The sequence below is a fragment of the Halopenitus salinus genome (assembly GCF_042662125.1).
GTDB classification, from domain to species: Archaea; Halobacteriota; Halobacteria; order Halobacteriales; family Haloferacaceae; genus Halopenitus; species Halopenitus salinus.
This window is the reverse complement of the sequence record NZ_JBHSXL010000003.1, coordinates 400,604-419,453: the sequence shown is the minus strand read 5'-3', so window position 1 is coordinate 419,453 and position 18,850 is coordinate 400,604. Positions and strand designations below refer to the sequence as shown.

Genomic DNA, 18,850 nt, shown 5'->3' with positions numbered 1-18,850 from the left:
TTTTGTTTCAGATTGTCTGTCGATGTTTTTCTACATCTAGCAATTCTAAACTCTGTTGAAATACTATTCTTCAAATATATTCTCACCCGAAATAGCCAGTCGCTGAAGACTGCGCGTCTATCACGCGCTATCAAGACATCGTCACCTTACAGATTCATAAAGTATTACTCTGGCCCCCGGGACGGTCCAATATGGCTGTCTCGACGACATCTCCTCTCTTTCTGCTCTATGTTGGTCTCTTCGTCGTGGCTGCATTGGCCTGTTTTATAAGTCTCACACGCCTTCAACGTATCACAAATGCTGATACGCGACGGGGATTGTGGGCACTCCTCCTGACTAGCGGCGGGTGGGCGACCGCTCACGTCGGATTTCTCGTCTCTCCAACGATATCACTCAAACTCGCGTGGTATACGTTCGGGCTCGTGCTGGGACTCGCAGCTGTCGGCGCATGGCTCTACTTCTGTTCAGCGTATACTGGTCGGACCTACCATCGAAATCCGACATACCGTCGCCTTGCTATCGCCGTCTACATCGTACTTGTCGCGGTGAAGGTCACCAATCCTCTCCACCAAGGATACTTCACGACGACAGCCGTCGCCACCCCGTTCCCTCATCTGTCCGTGTACACAGGGCCGCTACATTGGACTGCAATGGGGCTCTCGTATGCACTCGCCTTTGTCGGCTATTTCATGCTGTTGGAACTGTTCACCGAGATCGATCTCGACACACGAGCGCTCCTCGCTCTCGTTGGAATCACCGGCCTGCCCGTCGTGTTCGATATCATCGGGTACACCACGCCCTACCTCATCGACATTACCTACGAGCCGCTCGGGGTCGCCGTCTTCGCCGTTGGTGTCGCGTTCGTCTATATCGACCAGTTCGATGCCATCCAATTGGCCGGCGAACGGGACGAGCCAATTATTGCACTTGACGCGAGCAACCACATTCGAGACACGAATCGCGCTGCGCAGACCCTCTTCCCTGACCTTGACGGTGCCGAGGGCACCCCTCTGAAGACGACACTTCCACGAGTAGCTGACTGTCTTGACAGCGACGACGCTATTTTGAAACTCCAACAAGAGGACCGCCCCCGGTATTACCATGTTACAGAGACACCGTATGGGACAGCAAAAGCTGGGCTCGGCCGAACCATCCTTCTGACCGACGTGACTGACCGTGAGCGGTATCGTGAGGAATTAGTGCGACAGAACGAACGTCTCGAACAGTTTGCCAGTTTAGTGAGTCACGACCTCCGTAATCCTCTCAACGTGGCCACAGGGCGGTTCGAATTACTCCGCGAGGATGTCGAGGAGGTTGCAGAGAATGAACACGCAGCAGCCATCGAACGGGCGCTAACTCGGATGGAGGACCTAATTAGGCAAATTCTCTCGCTCGCCCGTGATGGCCAACCAGTCGAGCAGTGGGATGCAGTGTTGCTCTCGTCGGTCGCACAGAACAGTTGGGAGATGGTTGAGACAAACGCTGCCGAGTTACGTGTCGAGGACGACCTGACGTTCAAAGCGGACCCGACACGGCTCCAACGACTGTTCGAGAACCTGTTTCGGAATTCAATCGATCACGGCGGCCCGGACGTGACGGTCTCCGTCGGAGTGCTTCCTGACCGGCCGGGATTTTACGTGGCTGATGATGGGCCCGGTATCCCTGAGAGTGACCGTGAGTCCGTGTTCGACCCGGGGTATACGACCCGCGAGGAAGGGACCGGGTTTGGACTCGCTATCGTCGCCGAGACAGTTGCTGCACATGGGTGGAAGATACAGGTGACTGAGAGTGAGACCGGTGGAGTTCGCTTCGAGATCCTCGGCGTTGAAACCGTAGCGTGATTCTGTACTGACAGGCTCTGACTGTTCTGCAAAATGTGTCCGCTGCACTGAGCGATTCGTGAGTCCCCTGTACTGAGCGATCTGTGCTTCATCTGTACTGGCCGGAACTCGGGCAGAACGTGTTCCTCGAAGAGGATTTCAACAGAGCCGGCGCAGACTAAACTCGTTGATGACAAGTGACCGTGACGGAGACGATATCCTCACGTCTCAGATATTCAATACCAGGTGACTACATACTGAGGTGAGAGGTACACACCACAGTGTACACTCGTCGGAAGGGATCCACTCTCCACAATCACGCCGGGTTGAGACACCAGCGCTAGATGGTGTTTGACGAGAAGGTGGGGACCAGTTCAATAATTGGATATTCCGTCGTCTGCGCAGTTTCGATACCATACTAAAGAATAGACTGCCTGAGACGGATTTTATATATCCTCGGCTATACCTATCTGAAAATGGGTAATTCGTCTGACGACACGTACACGCTTGAGCAGGCTAAGGAAGAGATCAACATCCTCCGGCGTGTCGAGGGCGATGTCGTTGAAGCAATCGAGAACGCTGAGAATGAGGAAGTCCTTCTGTATCTCATCGAGGAGCAAGAACTCGACATAGCCCACGATGGGAAACGCGGTCTCGGAAACGTCCGGCAGGCAGTCCTAGAGTCACGTCTCGCATCAGATCGATTGAAGCGTCTCGTCAGTCTTCGCGGTGATGAGACACCTGAAGACATCCTCGTCCCCGAAGATGTCGTGCGAAACGCCAAGGTCGCCCTCGAAGCCGGCAAACCCGTCGTCCTCTACGGACCCACGGGGACCGGGAAGACGACGTTTGCGAAGCAGTTGGCCCGGGAAACAGGTATTGGATACTCACTCCACACCGCGACACCCTCATGGACGCCGTCGGACATCATCGGCGGAATCAGTCCGGACTACACCGGTGAATCGCTCAGCTACCGGACCAAGCTCGGCTGTGTCTCGGAGGGTGTTCAACGAGCTCGCCGGTTCGACGTCGAATACGGAGTCATCCTCGACGAGATCACCAGGGCCGACATCTCGAAGATCTTCGGACCTCTTTACACCGCGATCGAAAACCCGCACCAGACGATTTTCGAGACTGATGAGGGAGAGACCATCGAACTCGACGAGCGGGTGAACATTATCTGTACAATGAACATGTCGGACCGAACCGTGAATGAACTCGATAACGCGATCACCCGCCGATTCGCCATGATCGAGTTGGACGAGTACGAAGAGGACAAGCGACGCCAACTGTTCAAAGACTGGCTCGACACGCACATTTCGGGACAGACCGACATCGACGACGCCGAGTTACTCCGTCTGTTTGAGCGGGACTACGAAGGGATCAACCACGGCAACGAGTCCACGGCACAGGGTTCAATCATGCGATTTGGCCCGATGCACTACCGCGATGTCGCCGTCTTCGTCGGTGTCGCCTGCCGAGAAGGCGGGGAGTACGAGTACGACCAGACCGATTCGGTTGGACAGGCCTTCCGAACCTACATCGTTCCCCGGCTGTTGAACTCCGCAGCGTTCCCGCAGGTGGAACGAATCGCGGAACACTACCGGGCGCTGAATGATGAGTTCGAGGAATTCGACCTCTCCCCGGCTGCTGAACTCGCCGAACGTGAACTTGAACAGGAGCGACGCCAGATGGGTTCCTACGAGTAATGAGTGCCGTCGACGAAGTCTATCAGTACGGGCGGGATACATTCGACGTCCCTGAGCGGGGGGAAATCCGGATAGAGGACTGTCCGTCGTCCATCACTGATCAGCTTCGTCGCGCGTCTTTCACACGAGAGAGTCCCGGCGTGTTCACGAAGCGCCAGAATGCTCTCGACTCCGACCAGCAGTACGACGTTATCACGGTAACCGTGGAAGGCGACGACGGCGACGTCATCCACGTTTCTGCGACCGATATCGTCGGGGCAGTGAGCCTGACCCCGTCGTCGAAGGTCACGATTACCCCGAAGATCGACTGGGGCCCGATATTCGACATGCTCCTGGCGGTATACGATCAGAACCGTTCGATCGACTACCACGGCATTCCGCTTCAGGATTTCCTCTCTGACGATATCGAACTCGAAGACGTGCTCGTCGTGATGGCGATAAACTACTTGGAGGGACTTGAGACGATCCAACGCAACGGGTACATTCGAGACCTAATCTTGCGGCGGACCAACAGCCTCGAAGGACGAGGAGAGATTGATGTCGAACAAACCCTGTTGAATCACGCCCGGGGAACTGTCGAGCCGAATTGGATCCGAAACGAAACAGAGTACGACAACGCCGCCAACTCGCTGCTCCACTACGCAGGGAAGACGCTGCTCCGACTGTTCCGACAGAATGCCTCGGAGTACGACCATCCCGGCTACGATCGCATCTTCTCGGAAGTTCATCGAGAGGTCGAACGCTTGGAGGGCATGGGTGTTGACAGCGGACTGGGCCGCATCGACGAGTATCGACGCATCACACTCGGTGACCTTCCGAAACAACGCCAGTACTACCGGAAGGCGTTCGACGTCGCAAAGGCGGTATTGTCGTCGTCGCTCGGCCAGCAGCTCAAGGACGGGCCCCGAGAGTTGGTCGTGGACTACGTCTTGAACATGGAGTCGCTGTTCGAGCAGTACTCCCAGGTGGTGATCGAACGCGAACTCGCCTATATCAAGTCCTACGACCATTTCGATTCGGTCGCCAACGTCAAACCCTCGTCGTCGCCGTCGGTCAATCCCTTCGAGGGCGAGAACCAAATCTACCACGCGCCCGACCACGCCCTCCAAGAGGGGAAAGAGACCATCGCTGTCCTCGACTCGAAATACTACGCAGAAGGGCACGACCCGGTCAAGGAGTCTCCATCACGATCGCGGTTGTTCAGCTACGCGTATCTCCTCCACGCCGACAGACTCGCCTTCCTCTGCCCGTTGCTCGAACCACGACGACGTCGAGTCACACAGACCGGCGCAGAGTTGGAAATAATCTCCCCGACAGGCGACTTCTCACTAGACAAGTACGACGAAGTCGTACACGAGTATCTCCATAGCGTTCTCGCAGATATCCATCCGGAACTTGAACCGTTCTACGCAATCGCGGAGAACAAGCTTTGCTTGGACGGTGTGAAGGAGAGCGACCTCAGTAGGGCTACCGACATGAATGGCCCCTTCACATTCCAAGACCTCCGAGACTTCTCACTTCGGGTGGTAAAAGCGGCCGCCGACGAGCACTCGTACAACGTTCGGAACCGCTACGACTTAGAGCATGACGGGGATTGGACGCGAGACCAGATCGAAACTCGCTGTGAGCGACGTAACGAGTACACGTGGACCTGTCTCCCCGTCTTCTATGAGGAAGACCATCAAGATTGGATCGACCTATACTTCCTCAAGAGGGATACAGGGGAAGTCGAGAAGGAAGGGCCGTTGAAGCTTCTGTGAGTGGACCTCAGAAAGGCGTAACGAGCCAGTCTCCATCTCCTTCTCGTTCGATTTGTGCCCCAAACACATCCTGTAAGGAGTGGAGCTGGTCATCGTAGCGAAGGTCGTACGTCTTTCCCTGGCGATGGAACGACCCCTCAACGACGAACTGAACCGTCGGATTCTGGTACTCTAAATCGTTCGCTCGTCGATCCATTGCACTATTGAGCTCAGTACGGAGTTCGTTGTCCGAGAGGGCGTCTTCGAGGCCGATTACGGAGACTTCATCCGGGACATCGTCTTTCTGAAGGCGTTCGATGAACTCCTCGATCGGCATTCGGTGATCGAAGGTGTCGTGCGTGCCCTCGATGACGAGATTGTAGCGTCCGGGAATCTGTCCGGGTCCTGCCATTAGTTGATTCACAGTTTCACAGGATAAAAAACGGGTTGCTGTCGCTTGGCCATACAGAGACTCCCAATCGAAAAGGCTCACACAACGGTATAGATCATCTCTGGTCGAAGGAATAGCAATCCACCAATTCCCATAATCATGAGCGATTTTAGGTCTGTGTATCGAAAATTGTCTACCGAGGCATTGAACGCGATCATGCCGAAAATCAAAATGAGACCAATTCGTTGACCGGCGATAAAGCTTTGAGTGAGAGCTGAAACTTCTGCTCCAATCACACCTTCGCCGTACTTGATGAACAGACCAAGAAAGAACGTGGCAAGGAAGAATGGGAGTGCTTCGATCTTGCCCGCAAACTGATCTCCGGACCATGCTGTCTTGGTATAGCGATCTCCACTTTCGAAGATTATGCCGCTAATCGAGGCAGCTATGAGACCGTAGATGAACGCTTCCATCAGATTTGCCGATAGTTGTTCGACCATCTCATCAAAGGACACACGAGGGAGCCATAAGATTGGGTACCTGATTGCTGGGAAGGAATACAAAAACTACCCCGTGAGTACACAAAAACACCTGATTTCTACCTCTCTGAAGGAGAGATACATGTTCTTCATACTCATCTCTTCGAAGACACGGTATAATCGGCTAACCTCTGGGTTGAACAGAATTGTACGAGGGGATTTTCCATGACTTCAATTCCACAACACTACCAATCGCCGTTAGAATTCGGAGAGCCCTCGTTGAGACTCCGTGCTGGTGAGGTCTTCGTCAATGAATTCCTGCGACTCAACCTTTGAAATGCCCTTCACCGAGACCTCGGCCGAACCAATTTTATTCAGCCGTACGTTCAGCGCATTCCGAGTTGTCTCAGAGAGCATCAGTTCTTCTCGGTCTTCTACATCAAGAACACGAAGTTGGTAGTCCAATGAACGAGACTCAAGCTCGGAGTGACATGATTGGCATAACGAAACGAGGTTTACCGGAAGGTGAGCATCGAATCGGTCAGGGATGCGCGAATCTGGGATGAGGTGATGTACGCTCAACCGCTCATCACCTTCTGTCGTCTCGCACCACCGACATCTACCAGCGTCCCTGTTTCGGACTGAGAGTGCGATCTGTTCGAACCGTTGCTTTCGGTCTTGGTGCGTGCTATCGGACATATCTCTTGTTTCAATCGAGGTTGTCTGGGTTTATTTCTGTGATGCCCAGCATCAGTGTGTGAGTTATCATCGACTGGGAAATTAACCTGCTCCTCGCTTCAGTAGCTCGTGATGTCTCGGTCGCCGAGTACGCGCGTATAGGTGTCGTCACCAGTCACGTCCGCGAGCCGTCCGGCGAGCTCGCGGAGATCGTCATCGACACCCCACTTGTCAACGTAGTTTTGGACGGCCTGTCCCTTCTCGTACCGGTACCGGAGGAATTGGAGCTTGTCGAGATTTGAGAGATGTTCATCGCCGTTGCCGTTGGTCCGCTCTTCGATATACGCCCGACGCTTTTCATTGTCCCACGTCCCAAGTTCGAAGCCGTCGTCGGTGTTGTACAGACACATCTCTTTGAGGTCCTCTGGCGTGGCATTGGTGCCACGACAGAGCTTATTGATGTCGTCGAACGATGGATCGGGACTATCGAGCAGATCAATAAACACATCTTCGACGCCGATGTCGCTGGCCTCCTGAATGATGCCGTAGATCTCTTGCACGACCTCCTTTGCGGACATTATCTCACCGTCGCGCTGTACCTTACCGTGATGCTTGGAGTACTCACGGAAACACGCGCCCATCTCCATCACTCCAATGTCACCACGGGAGAGCTCACGGTTCTCTTCGAGTTGCTTGCGTGTGCGGCGGGCCGTGCGGTAGATGTCTCGGCGGAGAGATTTCCAAGAAGCCGATGTTCGCTCAGTTGTTGGCCTAGCAACTACGATAATATCAAACGAGACTGCTTCTCCTTGAATGAATTTCTCAATATCTGCGGATACCGGATGAGTTGCTGTAACTTCAAATCCGACCTCACAGAGTGCTTCAAGCAATTCACCCCATGACTCGGAGTCGCTATGGTGGTAAGTGAACGCAAGTGCGCCATCGTCTTTTAGAGCAGTATGAATGCTCTCGAATCCTTCTTTAAGTTCGGATTCAAATATTTTGACATCCTTATTTTCGGCTGGGTTCGAGACAATACTCTTGGCTCGTGGAGTCGCTGTTGGGTTGAACCATTCAAATTCTTTTTTCAGGAGCTGTCGTTGCCATACATAGAAATAGTCCGAGAGCTCAGAGTAGAGAATATTATCGTAGTAGGGGGGATCTGTAAGTACCAAATCAAATTCGTTTTCGTACTCCAAATCTCGGAGATCGTTACAAGTCACCGATGATTCTTCACCAATAGGTTGTGAGAATGGTGGTGTTTCGTGTGTATCTCCATCAGAGATATACCGCTCTGTGGGCTCGTTCGCATATTCTACACCTTTCTTGACCATCTCCCACATAGCACTAAATGTACCGGTGCCGTATTCAGATCCCCAGACATTATTCTCAAGAGGGGTGATTGGCGGATCAAAAGAATTCGTCTTGAAAATGTTGGTGGCCTTATTATATGCTGGGTTATACCCAATCATCATTGAGTTATAGTTGAGTGATTCAGAGAAGCACAGTAGAAGGAACTCTCGGAGATTATCATCCTCCAATTTATCGATGCTCTGAAGTAATTTCGAGAGAGCCAGAAGCTGTCTGTCATTATACATGTCGGCCCACTCTTCATATCCATATTGGAGAATATCATGGGCCCCGGGAGCAGAGCCTTCAAATTGAGTTGATGCAGTATACCATCCCGGGCGAATATCTACAGACGGGACGTAGTTGCGTAGTTCTTTACTCTGCTTCCACTCTTCCTTTGCTTTCTCAAATAGTTCCTCGTCTGCTTCTTGTGGGCGTTTATAACCCTTATACGCCGCTCTGTTTTTACCGGAGTCGTCGCAGCACTCACAGTAGTATTCAATTGCGTAAAGCCGGAGATCGTATCCGTCCTGTTCCTGTATCGCATCTTTAATCCCATACTTCTGCCCGCAATCCGGACAATTGTACTTTCCACCGCGTGAGACATTCCCTTCTTTCGGGACGAAATCATGACCACAATCGTTACATACACTCTCCGACTGCCAGTCATCCACGAGGGTGACCGATCCACAGTCCGGACAGAGAACGTTGTACTTGTCATCGTTCTCATAGCGGCCTGCTGCGATCCGATAGTCCTTGAACAACGGAACGGTGTGTCCGCAGGAGACGCAGTCCAATTCTTTTACCCAGAAGTTGTACATCACGTCGGCATCATGGTCACTGTTCGGACAGGGCGTTTTGTAGTACTGCGTAATTTCGTCGGCTACATCTTCCTTCACCTGCTCAAAGGCTCCTTCCAACTCTTCGACGTCGGTCTGGCCGGCTTCGAGTTGTTTCTTTGTGACGAACCAAGCAACGGGATTCAAGTCGTTACCGACGACCTCTGCGCCGAATCGAGACGCTTCGACGAGCGATGTGCCGCCGCCCATGAATGGATCGAGGATTTTCTTGTCTTCGATGCGGACATCCTTCGGGTAGAGCTCCCAGAGGCTCTCTGGGTCCGTCATATCCACGCGTTCGAGGAGTGAGGCGACGTCGAGGTCGGACTCGCTGTCGGCGTCGTCACCGTAACCAGCGAGTGTGCCACCTTCGTGACCCGGCTCATACACCGAGACCTTTTCCGGATCATCGAGCAGGGTGTAGAGAGAGACAGCACGGAAAACACAGCCCAGCCGCCGTGCCCACCACTTGTGCATCGTGTAGATAGGTCGGTAGTACATCTTTGCACGCCCCTCTTTCTCGGCAATCTCATTCACGCGCTCGATCGGGAATCCTCGTTCAATAGGGAGCTCTTTCCGATCTCGGTCCTCTAAGCCTTCAGACATAGTAGTTAAATACCAAACGAATCCCCGCCGGTATATCTGTTTGGGAACTCTCCACGACAATATAATTATACCACCTCTACAAACAAATATTATTCAATGGATGTCTCAAGCCCCTTTGTGAATAGGACAACGGAAATGAATCGCCTGCAGAGTGGGCTTGGTCCTGAATCAAATGCCCAGATGTATACGGTTTCAGGACCTAGCGGTTTCGGTAAATCGGCACTGCTTGATGAATTTGCATCTACCTGCGAATCAGAAAATATTCCGGTCATTCGTTACGAGATCGGGAACCCAGACACAGTACAAGTCTTTCTCCAACGATTATTAGAGGAATGGGAAGCGGAATTCCCGAATTCGGTTAGAGAAAAAATAAAGTCAGAAGTATCACCATCAACGATAAAATCAATATCTAGCGCTAGCTCAATACTAGATCCATCCGGAGGTGTGGGTAGTGCTGTACTCGGGACAACATTAGCCAAACTATTCAACACTGATGATGATATAACAGAAACAATTGATCCAATTCATTTTGTACTCGATGTCATCAGAAAGGAATCCGAAAATCACGACCAAATTGTTTTAATAATAGATCAATATGACGTAGGAGGTCTTAATGAGAATAGAAAAAAGAAATTTAATTCTGCTTTTCAGGAAATATCTCGTGATCTACCGGATAATGTTACATGGTATATTGGTTCTTCCCGCCATATTCCAAACGAACCTGAGAATATATTACGGGTGGGGCTGAGTGAGTTAGATGATCACGCTACAGAAGAGTTAGTTCAAAAGCACGGTTTTTCAGTTGAGGACGATGTGATCGGTGAAGTATACAACCGTACTCGTGGCCATCCATTTATCCTCAATAAACTATTAACATTGGCTGATAATACCGGACTAAAGAATATACTGAATGATAGTCCGTTAAACAGACCAGAGCTAATAAATTACCTAGAAGATAGTCTTCTTAATGAATTGACGGTTGAGGAAGAGCAACTTCTTAGAGATTCATGTGTCCTTCGAGAACTGAGACCTCATATATTAAGCGAAATGACGGATCGATCTCAGGCAAAAGTTCGACAGTTACTGGCAGGTCTCCACCAACGTGCAATTGTAAAACGTCGAGAAGAAGCCGGTGAATGGGTTTATCGCTGTCATGATCTACAGCGGGATTATATACTTGATAACGAATCCTCTCGTGAAAAGCGAAAAAATCGTATGAACGCAGCCCGAGCATTTCTAATCCATGGGGGAGAATTTTGGAATAACACCCAAATGTCTGAATCAGGTAGAGAAACACAAGATTATACACTGTATCTGGGACACATGATGAATTTTGATTTTCAGCTTGAGAAGATTACTGATACTCACGATATTGGCTTCTGTATTGATCAAATATTATCTAATGTAAATAGTATTGAAAAAGAACAAGCGATTAATGCGATAGAACACTATTATTCTACTAATTTAAGTTATGAAAGTAATCTCGACACAGATGCTATTTTGGGTGTGATTCTCTGACAATTTTGTCATTCAAAAGTAATTCTACCAAGTCTAATTCATCGTATTATATCAATACTTTAGAAATATCTGCCGGCTTTTTCTAGATTTAAGTGAAATTCTAAATCTGTTATGTGAGTATACAGTCTTACTTTTGGAAGCTGATTTCGACCTTTAGACTTGACGCCTCGTCAGGCATTAGTTCGAACAAGTCCTGTATCTTCGTGTAGTCCTGCTCGGAGCGGAGCGTCAGGCTCACTTGCGAGCGCTCGATGTCGGCAGTTCCCTGAAGCGCGCCAGGCACACCCTCTCGATCCGGTAGCATGAACGTGACATCACCGTACTCGACGGTCCCTGTCTGATGCTCACGTCGCCACTTCTTGCGCATGGCTGCGACGTCGTCGCCGTTGTACTCGAACCGCCACGTCTCTGAGCCGACATCAGGGATCCGAAATGGATACCCCGGCACCCAGTCGGATGCCTTCTCGGAGCCCGTCGGCCCGACGACGTACACCGGATCCTCTTCGCGGCCGAGGTTCTGCAGTAAGAACGTCTGTACCATGTCTTCGGTGACGGTGCTATCGAAGCGATCAGCGACCTTGCTCAAGGTGAACTGATCGCCAGTATCGAGCTCGTCTAGGTGGTCGATAATCTGACCCCCAATACGGTCAGAGACTGTCGGAACGATCTTCACCGTCATGGGGTTACGGTCGCCGAGAGAGTCCAAGTACCGCCCGCCCGCTTCTAGCACGTATTCGTCGATGAGGAACTCGTTCACTGCCTCGCGGGCTGCTGTCTCGGTCTCATCCGGTGGGAGGAACACCGATTCGTCCGCACGAATCTCGCCGATGATCGTTTCGAGGTTCGCATACCCCTCGGTCTCGATTGCTTCCTCGATACGCTCAGCGAGGTACGATCCGCCCACAGTCGTCGCGCTCCCGATATCGCGGAGCGTCGCATCAGACTGCGGCTTGTCGAGAATTTCGTTGCCCCGAACAACCACATACTGGTCCTCGCTGTTCAGCCGTCCGATGGCACGCAACACGACGTCGTGGCTGTCGCCGTCGAGCCAGACCTCGCCATCCTCGACCATCTCTAACTCGAAGTCGCCGATGTCGAGCGCCGTCGTCCCGCTACCGAACCGCTTGCGGAGTTCCTGTTCGACGTCGTTCACTCCCCACACGTCCACGTCCTCCTTCCGGACTAGGACGGTGTCGAGCGAGCTTCCCGAGAGGTCGTCGCGGAACCCATCGGAGTCACGAGCCAGTACCGGTTTCCCATCGAGTGCGTCCACGGTAGCGTTCAACACGTCGTTCGCGCTTCCGGGGATCGGGAGTTCCGGGTCACGGAGGAACTGCTCGTACACGTCCTCAATCGAAATCTCGCCGCGCCGCTCCATCAGGTCGGACACGATGGGCCATACGTCAGACTGCAGGTCGAAGGGGTCAGCCGCTGCGGAGTCCGCGATGTTCGAGGCGTCGAGCTCCGGGCCATCGGATACGTAGACATCGAGGTCCATCGGGGCCACGAGATCAAACTCTTGGAGCAGGTTGTCGCCGTCTAGAACCTCTCCATAGAGCAACTGCAACTCTTCACGGAGCTCGCTTACCTCCTGGTCCTTCATCGACTGAATAGACTCGCGGATCTCGTCGTCGAGAGATTCGTCGGCGAGGACTTGACGAGCACCTTCGATGTACCGTGCCTTGTCGATGTACCGGGTTCCGGATTCGATCGCCTTGTCCCCGGACGGCTGTACGAACACGAGTGTATTCCGCCACTCACGTCCGCGACTGTCGTTCGTGATGACGCGCTCGACCTCCTCTTGTGTCCACTGGTCGTCTTTCACGACGACCTTGATGTCACGGTCGTCCGGGACGTCACGGATGTCGTCAGTTCGGAAGCCAACGGGAGACGCGTTTGAACCGAAGATGTCGGTGATGAAGTCCGCGATTTCAGCTTTTGCTGAGCGCTCGGAGACATCGACAGCTGCGTTTCGAATGAGTGCGTTGGGGTTCTGGCGGTCCCGGATAGCGTACTTCCCGTTCAGCTTGTGGAGGTGCCAAGCGACGCCGTGTAGTCGTTCGAGGTTGAGCACGACGTCAGAGACGAGGTCGCCCGTCTGGTACGCGCCCATCACGATCTCCGAGACCTCAGCGCCCTCTCCCTCACTCGGCTTTAGTGAGTAGAGGAGGATGGTGTTGAGGATACGACGACCGTGGGGGATGTCGTCCTCATCTACTCGGTTCTTGATATCGCCAGTCGCGGCGTTCAGTCGTTCGTAATTGATCTTGGCGATTTCATCTTCGAACTCAATCCCATCGATATCCCCGTGCGTTATCAGGTCCGTTTGGTTCTCCATTTCGAGGAGAACCTTCGAGAAGAGGTAGATCATCCCGCGCGTGTTCTGGTTCCCTTCGTCGGCGTAGTACCGCGTCTCAAGTGCGTCGAGGAGAACGGGATGGAAGGGGTATAGATCGTGCATCTCCGAGAGGAGACCGTCGGGGACAGTGACATGGTCCGACTGGTCATAGGCGTCGAAGTACCCGTTCACGATCTCACGGGCGGCTGATTCGTCGGTGTCCTCAATCAGCCGGTGGTGGAGAACCTCGCGCTTGTCCACCTGGTTGTTCATGTTGACCTCGACCGCCTGTTCCCGGTTCAGAATATCGTGGACCTCGGAGTCCTCACGGAGGACAGAGACGATCGTGTAGAGCTCCAAATCGGACAGCGCTGTCGATTCAAGCAGAGATTGGAGGAAGGCCTTGTTCGCGCTCTTGCGGTCTCCTTGGAGCGTATCGAACCAGTCCTCAAGCTCGTCGACGAAGAACGCGACGGTGTCGTCGCCGACGGCATCCTGAATCGTCTGCATATCCGGGTAGCCACCGGACTCGTACGTCCCGGGTTCGTAGTCGAGCGCTTCGAAGAACGGTTCCCAGAGGTACTCGTACTGCTCGTTTTGCATGGAAACCGTGATCGGAACTGCTGTGTCTGGGAGTGCCGATTCGAACCCATCTATTTCTTCGGTTGCCCACGACCCCGCAGCGAGCGGATCGTCGAAACAGTGGTACAACGCCACCATCTGGTGGGATTTCCCACTCCCGTAGGGACCATAGAGAATGTGCGTACCACGAGGATCTTCGCCCGTGAGAGAGTCGCGGAGTATCGATAGAGCTTCTCGAAGACCCTGGGTCATCAACGTGCGATCGAAGAAGAGTTCGGCATCTGACTCGAACTCATTAGCGTTATCCACGTTGTAGAGTTTTACCTGCCCGTCTATCTGCCCGTCCTCTCGAAGCTCGCGGCTAAGCGTAACCGTGTCTTCGAGAGTCTTGGGCAGGGAACCTACTTCCGACATGCGTTGATATATACATAGCCCACTACAAAACAGATAAGCACTATGGTGAGTCGATACCGTTTCTGCTAGATGAAAATTGGGTGCGATCGGGATATCATCTTTCGAATTCGGACAGGTGATCGCTCCCTATTCCGGCAATTTGCGTTCCCGTCTGATATAAGCATGCCAAGGCTGCCGAAGGAGCGAGTTTGCCAACCCCAGCGGCTATGATGTCTACCGACGTATTCTCGGCGGTGACCGAATTCTCGGAGACTACTGATCCCGAAGCCGTTACGATTCGGCCTTTCCCGTCACTTTCGAAACAAATTGTTCGATAGAACCATATTCTCTTCTGATTTCTCGATATGCACTGTTGCTCATTCGTTGTATAGATTGTGGCTGGTAAGCAACTTTGTAATCGCAGGCTTCGTTGAGTACCTTACGAGCCACATCGATGTGCTTGAAATCAGCGATTGTGTAGAGCATATCTGCCGAAATATCACACCAATATCTCTGACTGATTACGTCGCTATCGAATTTGTGCCCCACTCGCCCAAAGAATCGATAGTGATCATTACGATAGAAGATTAAATAATCACCTTCGGTCATTTTGTCGTAGAACTTTTTATTCAGCTTACTGTTTTTCACACCCCATATCCGAACGTTTTCTGCCGTATCCACTTCATCAAGAGCTGACGTGTGTATCGGTAGTTCAGTAAGATCGACCGGTGAAATTACTGTTCGCTCAAACTCCGGGAAAGTTATCGGAACCAAAAACGCATCTCGACTCATTATTGAATCTATCTTACGCCGTCTACAAAGTTTTGGCCTTTATACACTCTCTCACTCACCACGAACAACTCTCTGAAGGAGAGTGATATGTTTGCTTGGCCTAGATCACTGATTTGTAGTCCCGAGACTTTCACAGTATCTCCCGTACCTCACGACTCCGTCAGTAGTCACAGAGATTCAGGTACACGAACAGCTGTCGTGACGCATCGGCTTCTCCCTGATTCTAAGACCTCATTTTAAGTCTATAGGTTGGCAGTCTGAAGGGTCAGTAATTGATATTGAAATTTGTCGTAGACAGAGCACATCGCTACACAACATATTTGACGGTCAACTAACTTTCCAACTATATGAGCGATTTTGACCTCGTAGATATCGAGGTCACCCATGAGTCAGCGGACGATGTTCTATACACAGACCTTGGTGAGACAAGTGAAAGTCATCTTCATACTGTTCAAGCAGTTCGTCTGCAAGCTGGTCAGCCAGACTCTGAACTTCGTTCCCTGAAACAGCTTGATGAGAATTCGGTCAAGATGCTCGAACATCAGGTCGATGCGGCGTACCGGGCTCTGTTCGAAATGGACGGGAAAGCGTTACTCGCAGACGAGGTCGGCCTCGGAAAGACGATCGAGGTTGGAATGATACTCAAGGAGATGCACTTCCGCGAGACTAACGATTCTGTCCTCATCTTGACACCCGCCCAACTGGCCAAACAGTGGCAAGCGGAACTTCGGGAGAAATTCGGGTTAGAGTTCGTCTGTAACTACGATGACGACTTCAACGGATTCGACAGCCACGACTACATCATCGCCAGTATCGACACGGCCAAAAGCGACAGATACCGACAGGCGGTGCTCAAACGCGACTGGGACGTTCTCGTTCTCGATGAAGCCCACTACGTGAAGAACGAGGAGACGGATCGATACGAGCTGATCGACCAACTCAGGTATAACTACGCGTTCTTTCTCACGGCGACGCCGATACAGAATGAACTCACCGACCTCTACAACGTCGTCTCACTACTCCGTCCGGGCTTGTTCGGAACACGTGATGTGTTTCACCAGTATTTCATCAATAGCGACCAGGAAACCCTCGTTAACCGTAACGAGCTTCAGGACCGGTTAAACAAGGTGATGATCCGGAACCGCCGTGAAGATACAGATGTAGACTTCACAGAACGGCGGGTCGATACGCGGAAATTCGATCCTTCACCGGCGGAGCGTGAGCTCTACCAAGCCGTATCCGACTACGTCAAGGGAGCTTACAGCCAGGATCAAGGACAGAAACTGGTGTTGATGCTTCTCCAAAAAGAGGTCGTCAGTAGTCCTGAAGCGCTTGAAACGACGATCCGGAAGAGACTCGATGACCAGTCAGAACTCACGCAGACGGAAGAGTTGGAGTCGATTATAGACCTCATCGATAATATTGACACGGTCACCAAACAGGAGCGACTGCTCGACATCGTCGAAGAGGCACGCGAAAACGTCGAGAAAGGACGCGTGATCGTCTTCACACAGTTCCGTGCCACCCAACGCCGGGTAGCTGAAAGACTGGCGTCAGAGGGCTACACGGTCCACTCGTTTCATGGCGGCCACTCTAGCCAGGAGAAAGAAGACATCATCGAGAGCTTTGAGGAACAGGGCGGGATTCTCGTTTCGACAGACGCGATGTCTGAGGGACGTAATGCTCAGTTCTGCAATATTCTGGTAAACTGGGACCTCCCTTGGAACCCGATGCGTGTTGAACAGCGGATCGGTCGTATCCATCGGATCGGTCAGAAACGGCAGGTCTACGTGTTCAATATGGCGTTGAAGGATACTGTCGAAGAGTATGTCCTTGAACGGTTATATCACAAGATCGATATCTTCCAACAGAGTGTCGGTGAGCTAAGCGAGATACTCACGAGGTTGGAAGAATCCGGGAAAAGCTTCGAGGATGAGATCTTCGAACGGCTGGTCAACGCTAATTCCGAGGTCGATTTGGAGAACAACTTTGACGCGATGGCAGTCGATCTACAAGAGCAACGCGACCTCGCCGAGAAATTGGAGGAATTCAATAGCGGTGTCTTCGAGGGATTCGACTTGGGGGCCAGCGATGACTGACGCCGCCGTACCGGTGACCCAGTCCACAGTTGAGAGTTTCACAGCGCGGTATCTCCGATCACTCGGCTGTCAGATCGATATACGAGACAACGAGTGGCAAGTAACGATTCCGGAAGATGTAGAGACCAACCTGCCGAAAGGCCAACACAATCTTCTCTGTGATACCGTCAAAGACCTAGATGAGACACACGCTCTCCTGAATCCCGAAAGCTCGTTCTTCCAATCGGTCCTCGACGACGCGAGCGACCGTGTACCTCTCGGGAGCATCAAGATCGGCTCAGCCGACACGGAGATTATTACGCCGGATTGGCTAGAGGATGGCCCAGTCTCAGTATCAGAGATCGACTTCACACCTTACTATGACCGAAGGGCACTAGTCATTCTCTTTCAGGTATCTGTTGAAACCGTGAGCGAGTATCAACAGGAATTCCTCCGCAGCATAGGTATCGATGTTCGGTCTAATGAGATTCTCCCCAATATCGACGAGACATTTCTAACCTTGACGCATTCGGAGGCTACTACTCTCACGTCGGGGGAGTTTACCGTGGAACCGACACAGGCGGAGCGGCTAGTAGACGTGTCTCGTAATTCTGTCCTCACTGACATACAGCCACAGATCGACGAAATCCACGAAGAGGCGTCTCGTGCCGCTGACGCAGAACTCGAAGAGTACCGTCAGTTGCAACGACAACGAGAGGACGAATTCGAGACAAAGATCACGCGTCTTCGGTCCAAGATTGAGGACCTCAACGAGTCGGTCGAGAATAAGAACCAGACGGAACGAGTTGAGGCACTGAAAGAGCGGCGAGAACATAAATCAAAGCTCGAAGAGGTTGAAGCGGAGCTCAAGGAACTACACCGCCGACGAGAGCATGGATATCCGGATCAACAGCAGGAGATTCGGGAGCGGCATGGATTAGAAGTAGTCGTCACCCCCGTCACCATTACTCAGGTTGAATATGAGCGCGGTGATGCCGAGTTTGACTTAACTGACCGTAATTCGACGGTATCGTTGACGGTCGGATACGGAAGTGGAGTTGGCGTGACGGAAGAGATTGATTGCGACACTTGCAACCAATCACTTTCGGAAGAAAATCCACTCTGGTCTATCACGAATGGCATTCAGTGTGGTAGCTGTGGTAGTGAGTAGCTCATCTGGTCCTGTGGTCATCAGTCGTTACTCCGCCTCAACAATAATACGGGGTAGAATAGTCGTTCGCTGAAAACTATGGATAAATCACTACCTGGCATTCTCGCTGGGTATTTCAATATATACTTGATCTTTTCTTTGTTTTCACTGATCTTTTATCAAAATATCTCCATTAGGGTTATAACAAGTAGGGCATTACGTATGGGTGCAGTAGCATACGAGTCCGATAAAAATCCCTCACTGTGCGCGGTTGCGAATCGCGGGGATGCCCAGTCCCGCGCGGTGCTCGTGTTGCCTAGCAGTTGGCCTCACGGCTAGGGTAGCACGATGCAGATCACAACACACAATATACCAACTGGGACTGACG

At 52.0% G+C, this 18,850-nt stretch carries 12 protein-coding genes; 6 read left to right on the top strand and 6 right to left on the bottom strand.

The window, feature by feature from the left end:
* Positions 1–191: 191 nt before the first annotated feature.
* From ACFQE9_RS04905 to ACFQE9_RS04895, 3 genes are all read left to right on the top strand, one after another.
* Positions 192–1,841: a sensor histidine kinase gene (locus ACFQE9_RS04905; RefSeq protein WP_379741169.1), complete on the top strand. Its 1,650-nt coding sequence runs from the start codon at positions 192–194 to the stop codon at positions 1,839–1,841.
* Positions 1,842–2,296: 455 nt separating this feature from the next.
* Positions 2,297–3,529 carry an AAA family ATPase gene (locus ACFQE9_RS04900; RefSeq protein WP_379741166.1) on the top strand — a complete coding sequence of 411 codons (1,233 nt, stop codon included), beginning with the start codon at positions 2,297–2,299 and terminating at the stop codon, positions 3,527–3,529.
* The gene (locus ACFQE9_RS04895; RefSeq protein WP_379741163.1) at positions 3,529–5,289 is read left to right on the top strand and encodes a 5-methylcytosine restriction system specificity protein McrC; all 1,761 of its coding nucleotides are present in this window, start codon (positions 3,529–3,531) and stop codon (positions 5,287–5,289) included. The genes ACFQE9_RS04900 and ACFQE9_RS04895 overlap by 1 nt, the downstream gene beginning before the upstream one ends.
* Before the next feature lie 7 nt (positions 5,290–5,296).
* On the opposite strand, the gene ACFQE9_RS04890 is transcribed toward ACFQE9_RS04895, so the two are convergent.
* The 4 genes from ACFQE9_RS04890 to ACFQE9_RS04875 form a co-directional block, all read right to left on the bottom strand.
* Positions 5,297–5,680 carry a hypothetical protein gene (locus ACFQE9_RS04890; protein WP_379741161.1) on the bottom strand — a complete coding sequence of 128 codons (384 nt, stop codon included), beginning with the start codon at positions 5,678–5,680 and terminating at the stop codon, positions 5,297–5,299.
* Positions 5,681–5,757: 77 nt separating this feature from the next.
* Positions 5,758–6,159, bottom strand: coding sequence for a hypothetical protein (locus ACFQE9_RS04885; protein ID WP_379741158.1), 402 nt, complete (start codon positions 6,157–6,159; stop codon positions 5,758–5,760).
* A 237-nt stretch (positions 6,160–6,396) separates the two neighbouring features.
* Positions 6,397–6,837, bottom strand: coding sequence for an HNH endonuclease (locus tag ACFQE9_RS04880; protein WP_379741156.1), 441 nt, complete (start codon positions 6,835–6,837; stop codon positions 6,397–6,399).
* 98 nt (positions 6,838–6,935) lie between these two features.
* The gene (locus ACFQE9_RS04875; RefSeq protein ID WP_379741153.1) at positions 6,936–9,611 is read right to left on the bottom strand and encodes a DUF1156 domain-containing protein; all 2,676 of its coding nucleotides are present in this window, start codon (positions 9,609–9,611) and stop codon (positions 6,936–6,938) included.
* A 96-nt stretch (positions 9,612–9,707) separates the two neighbouring features.
* Here ACFQE9_RS04875 and ACFQE9_RS04870 point away from each other — a divergent pair, with 96 nt between their 5' ends.
* Complete coding sequence (locus ACFQE9_RS04870) at positions 9,708–11,129, top strand: winged helix-turn-helix domain-containing protein (protein ID WP_379741151.1); 1,422 nt, start codon at positions 9,708–9,710, stop codon at positions 11,127–11,129.
* A 127-nt stretch (positions 11,130–11,256) separates the two neighbouring features.
* Here the strand turns inward: ACFQE9_RS04870 and ACFQE9_RS04865 are convergent, their stop codons facing one another.
* Positions 11,257–14,463, bottom strand: coding sequence for a DUF499 domain-containing protein (locus tag ACFQE9_RS04865; RefSeq protein ID WP_379741148.1), 3,207 nt, complete (start codon positions 14,461–14,463; stop codon positions 11,257–11,259).
* Between the two features lie 270 nt (positions 14,464–14,733).
* Positions 14,734–15,234: a hypothetical protein gene (locus ACFQE9_RS04860; RefSeq protein ID WP_379741145.1), complete on the bottom strand. Its 501-nt coding sequence runs from the start codon at positions 15,232–15,234 to the stop codon at positions 14,734–14,736.
* Between the two features lie 347 nt (positions 15,235–15,581).
* On the opposite strand from ACFQE9_RS04860, the gene ACFQE9_RS04855 reads away from it, so the two are divergent.
* Positions 15,582–17,333 carry a DEAD/DEAH box helicase gene (locus ACFQE9_RS04855; RefSeq protein WP_379741142.1) on the top strand — a complete coding sequence of 584 codons (1,752 nt, stop codon included), beginning with the start codon at positions 15,582–15,584 and terminating at the stop codon, positions 17,331–17,333.
* A complete protein-coding gene (locus ACFQE9_RS04850; RefSeq protein ID WP_379741139.1) occupies positions 17,326–18,483 on the top strand; it encodes a coiled-coil domain-containing protein in 1,158 nt (385 codons plus the stop codon). Before ACFQE9_RS04855 ends, ACFQE9_RS04850 begins: the two co-directional genes overlap by 8 nt.
* Positions 18,484–18,850: the final 367 nt, after the last annotated feature.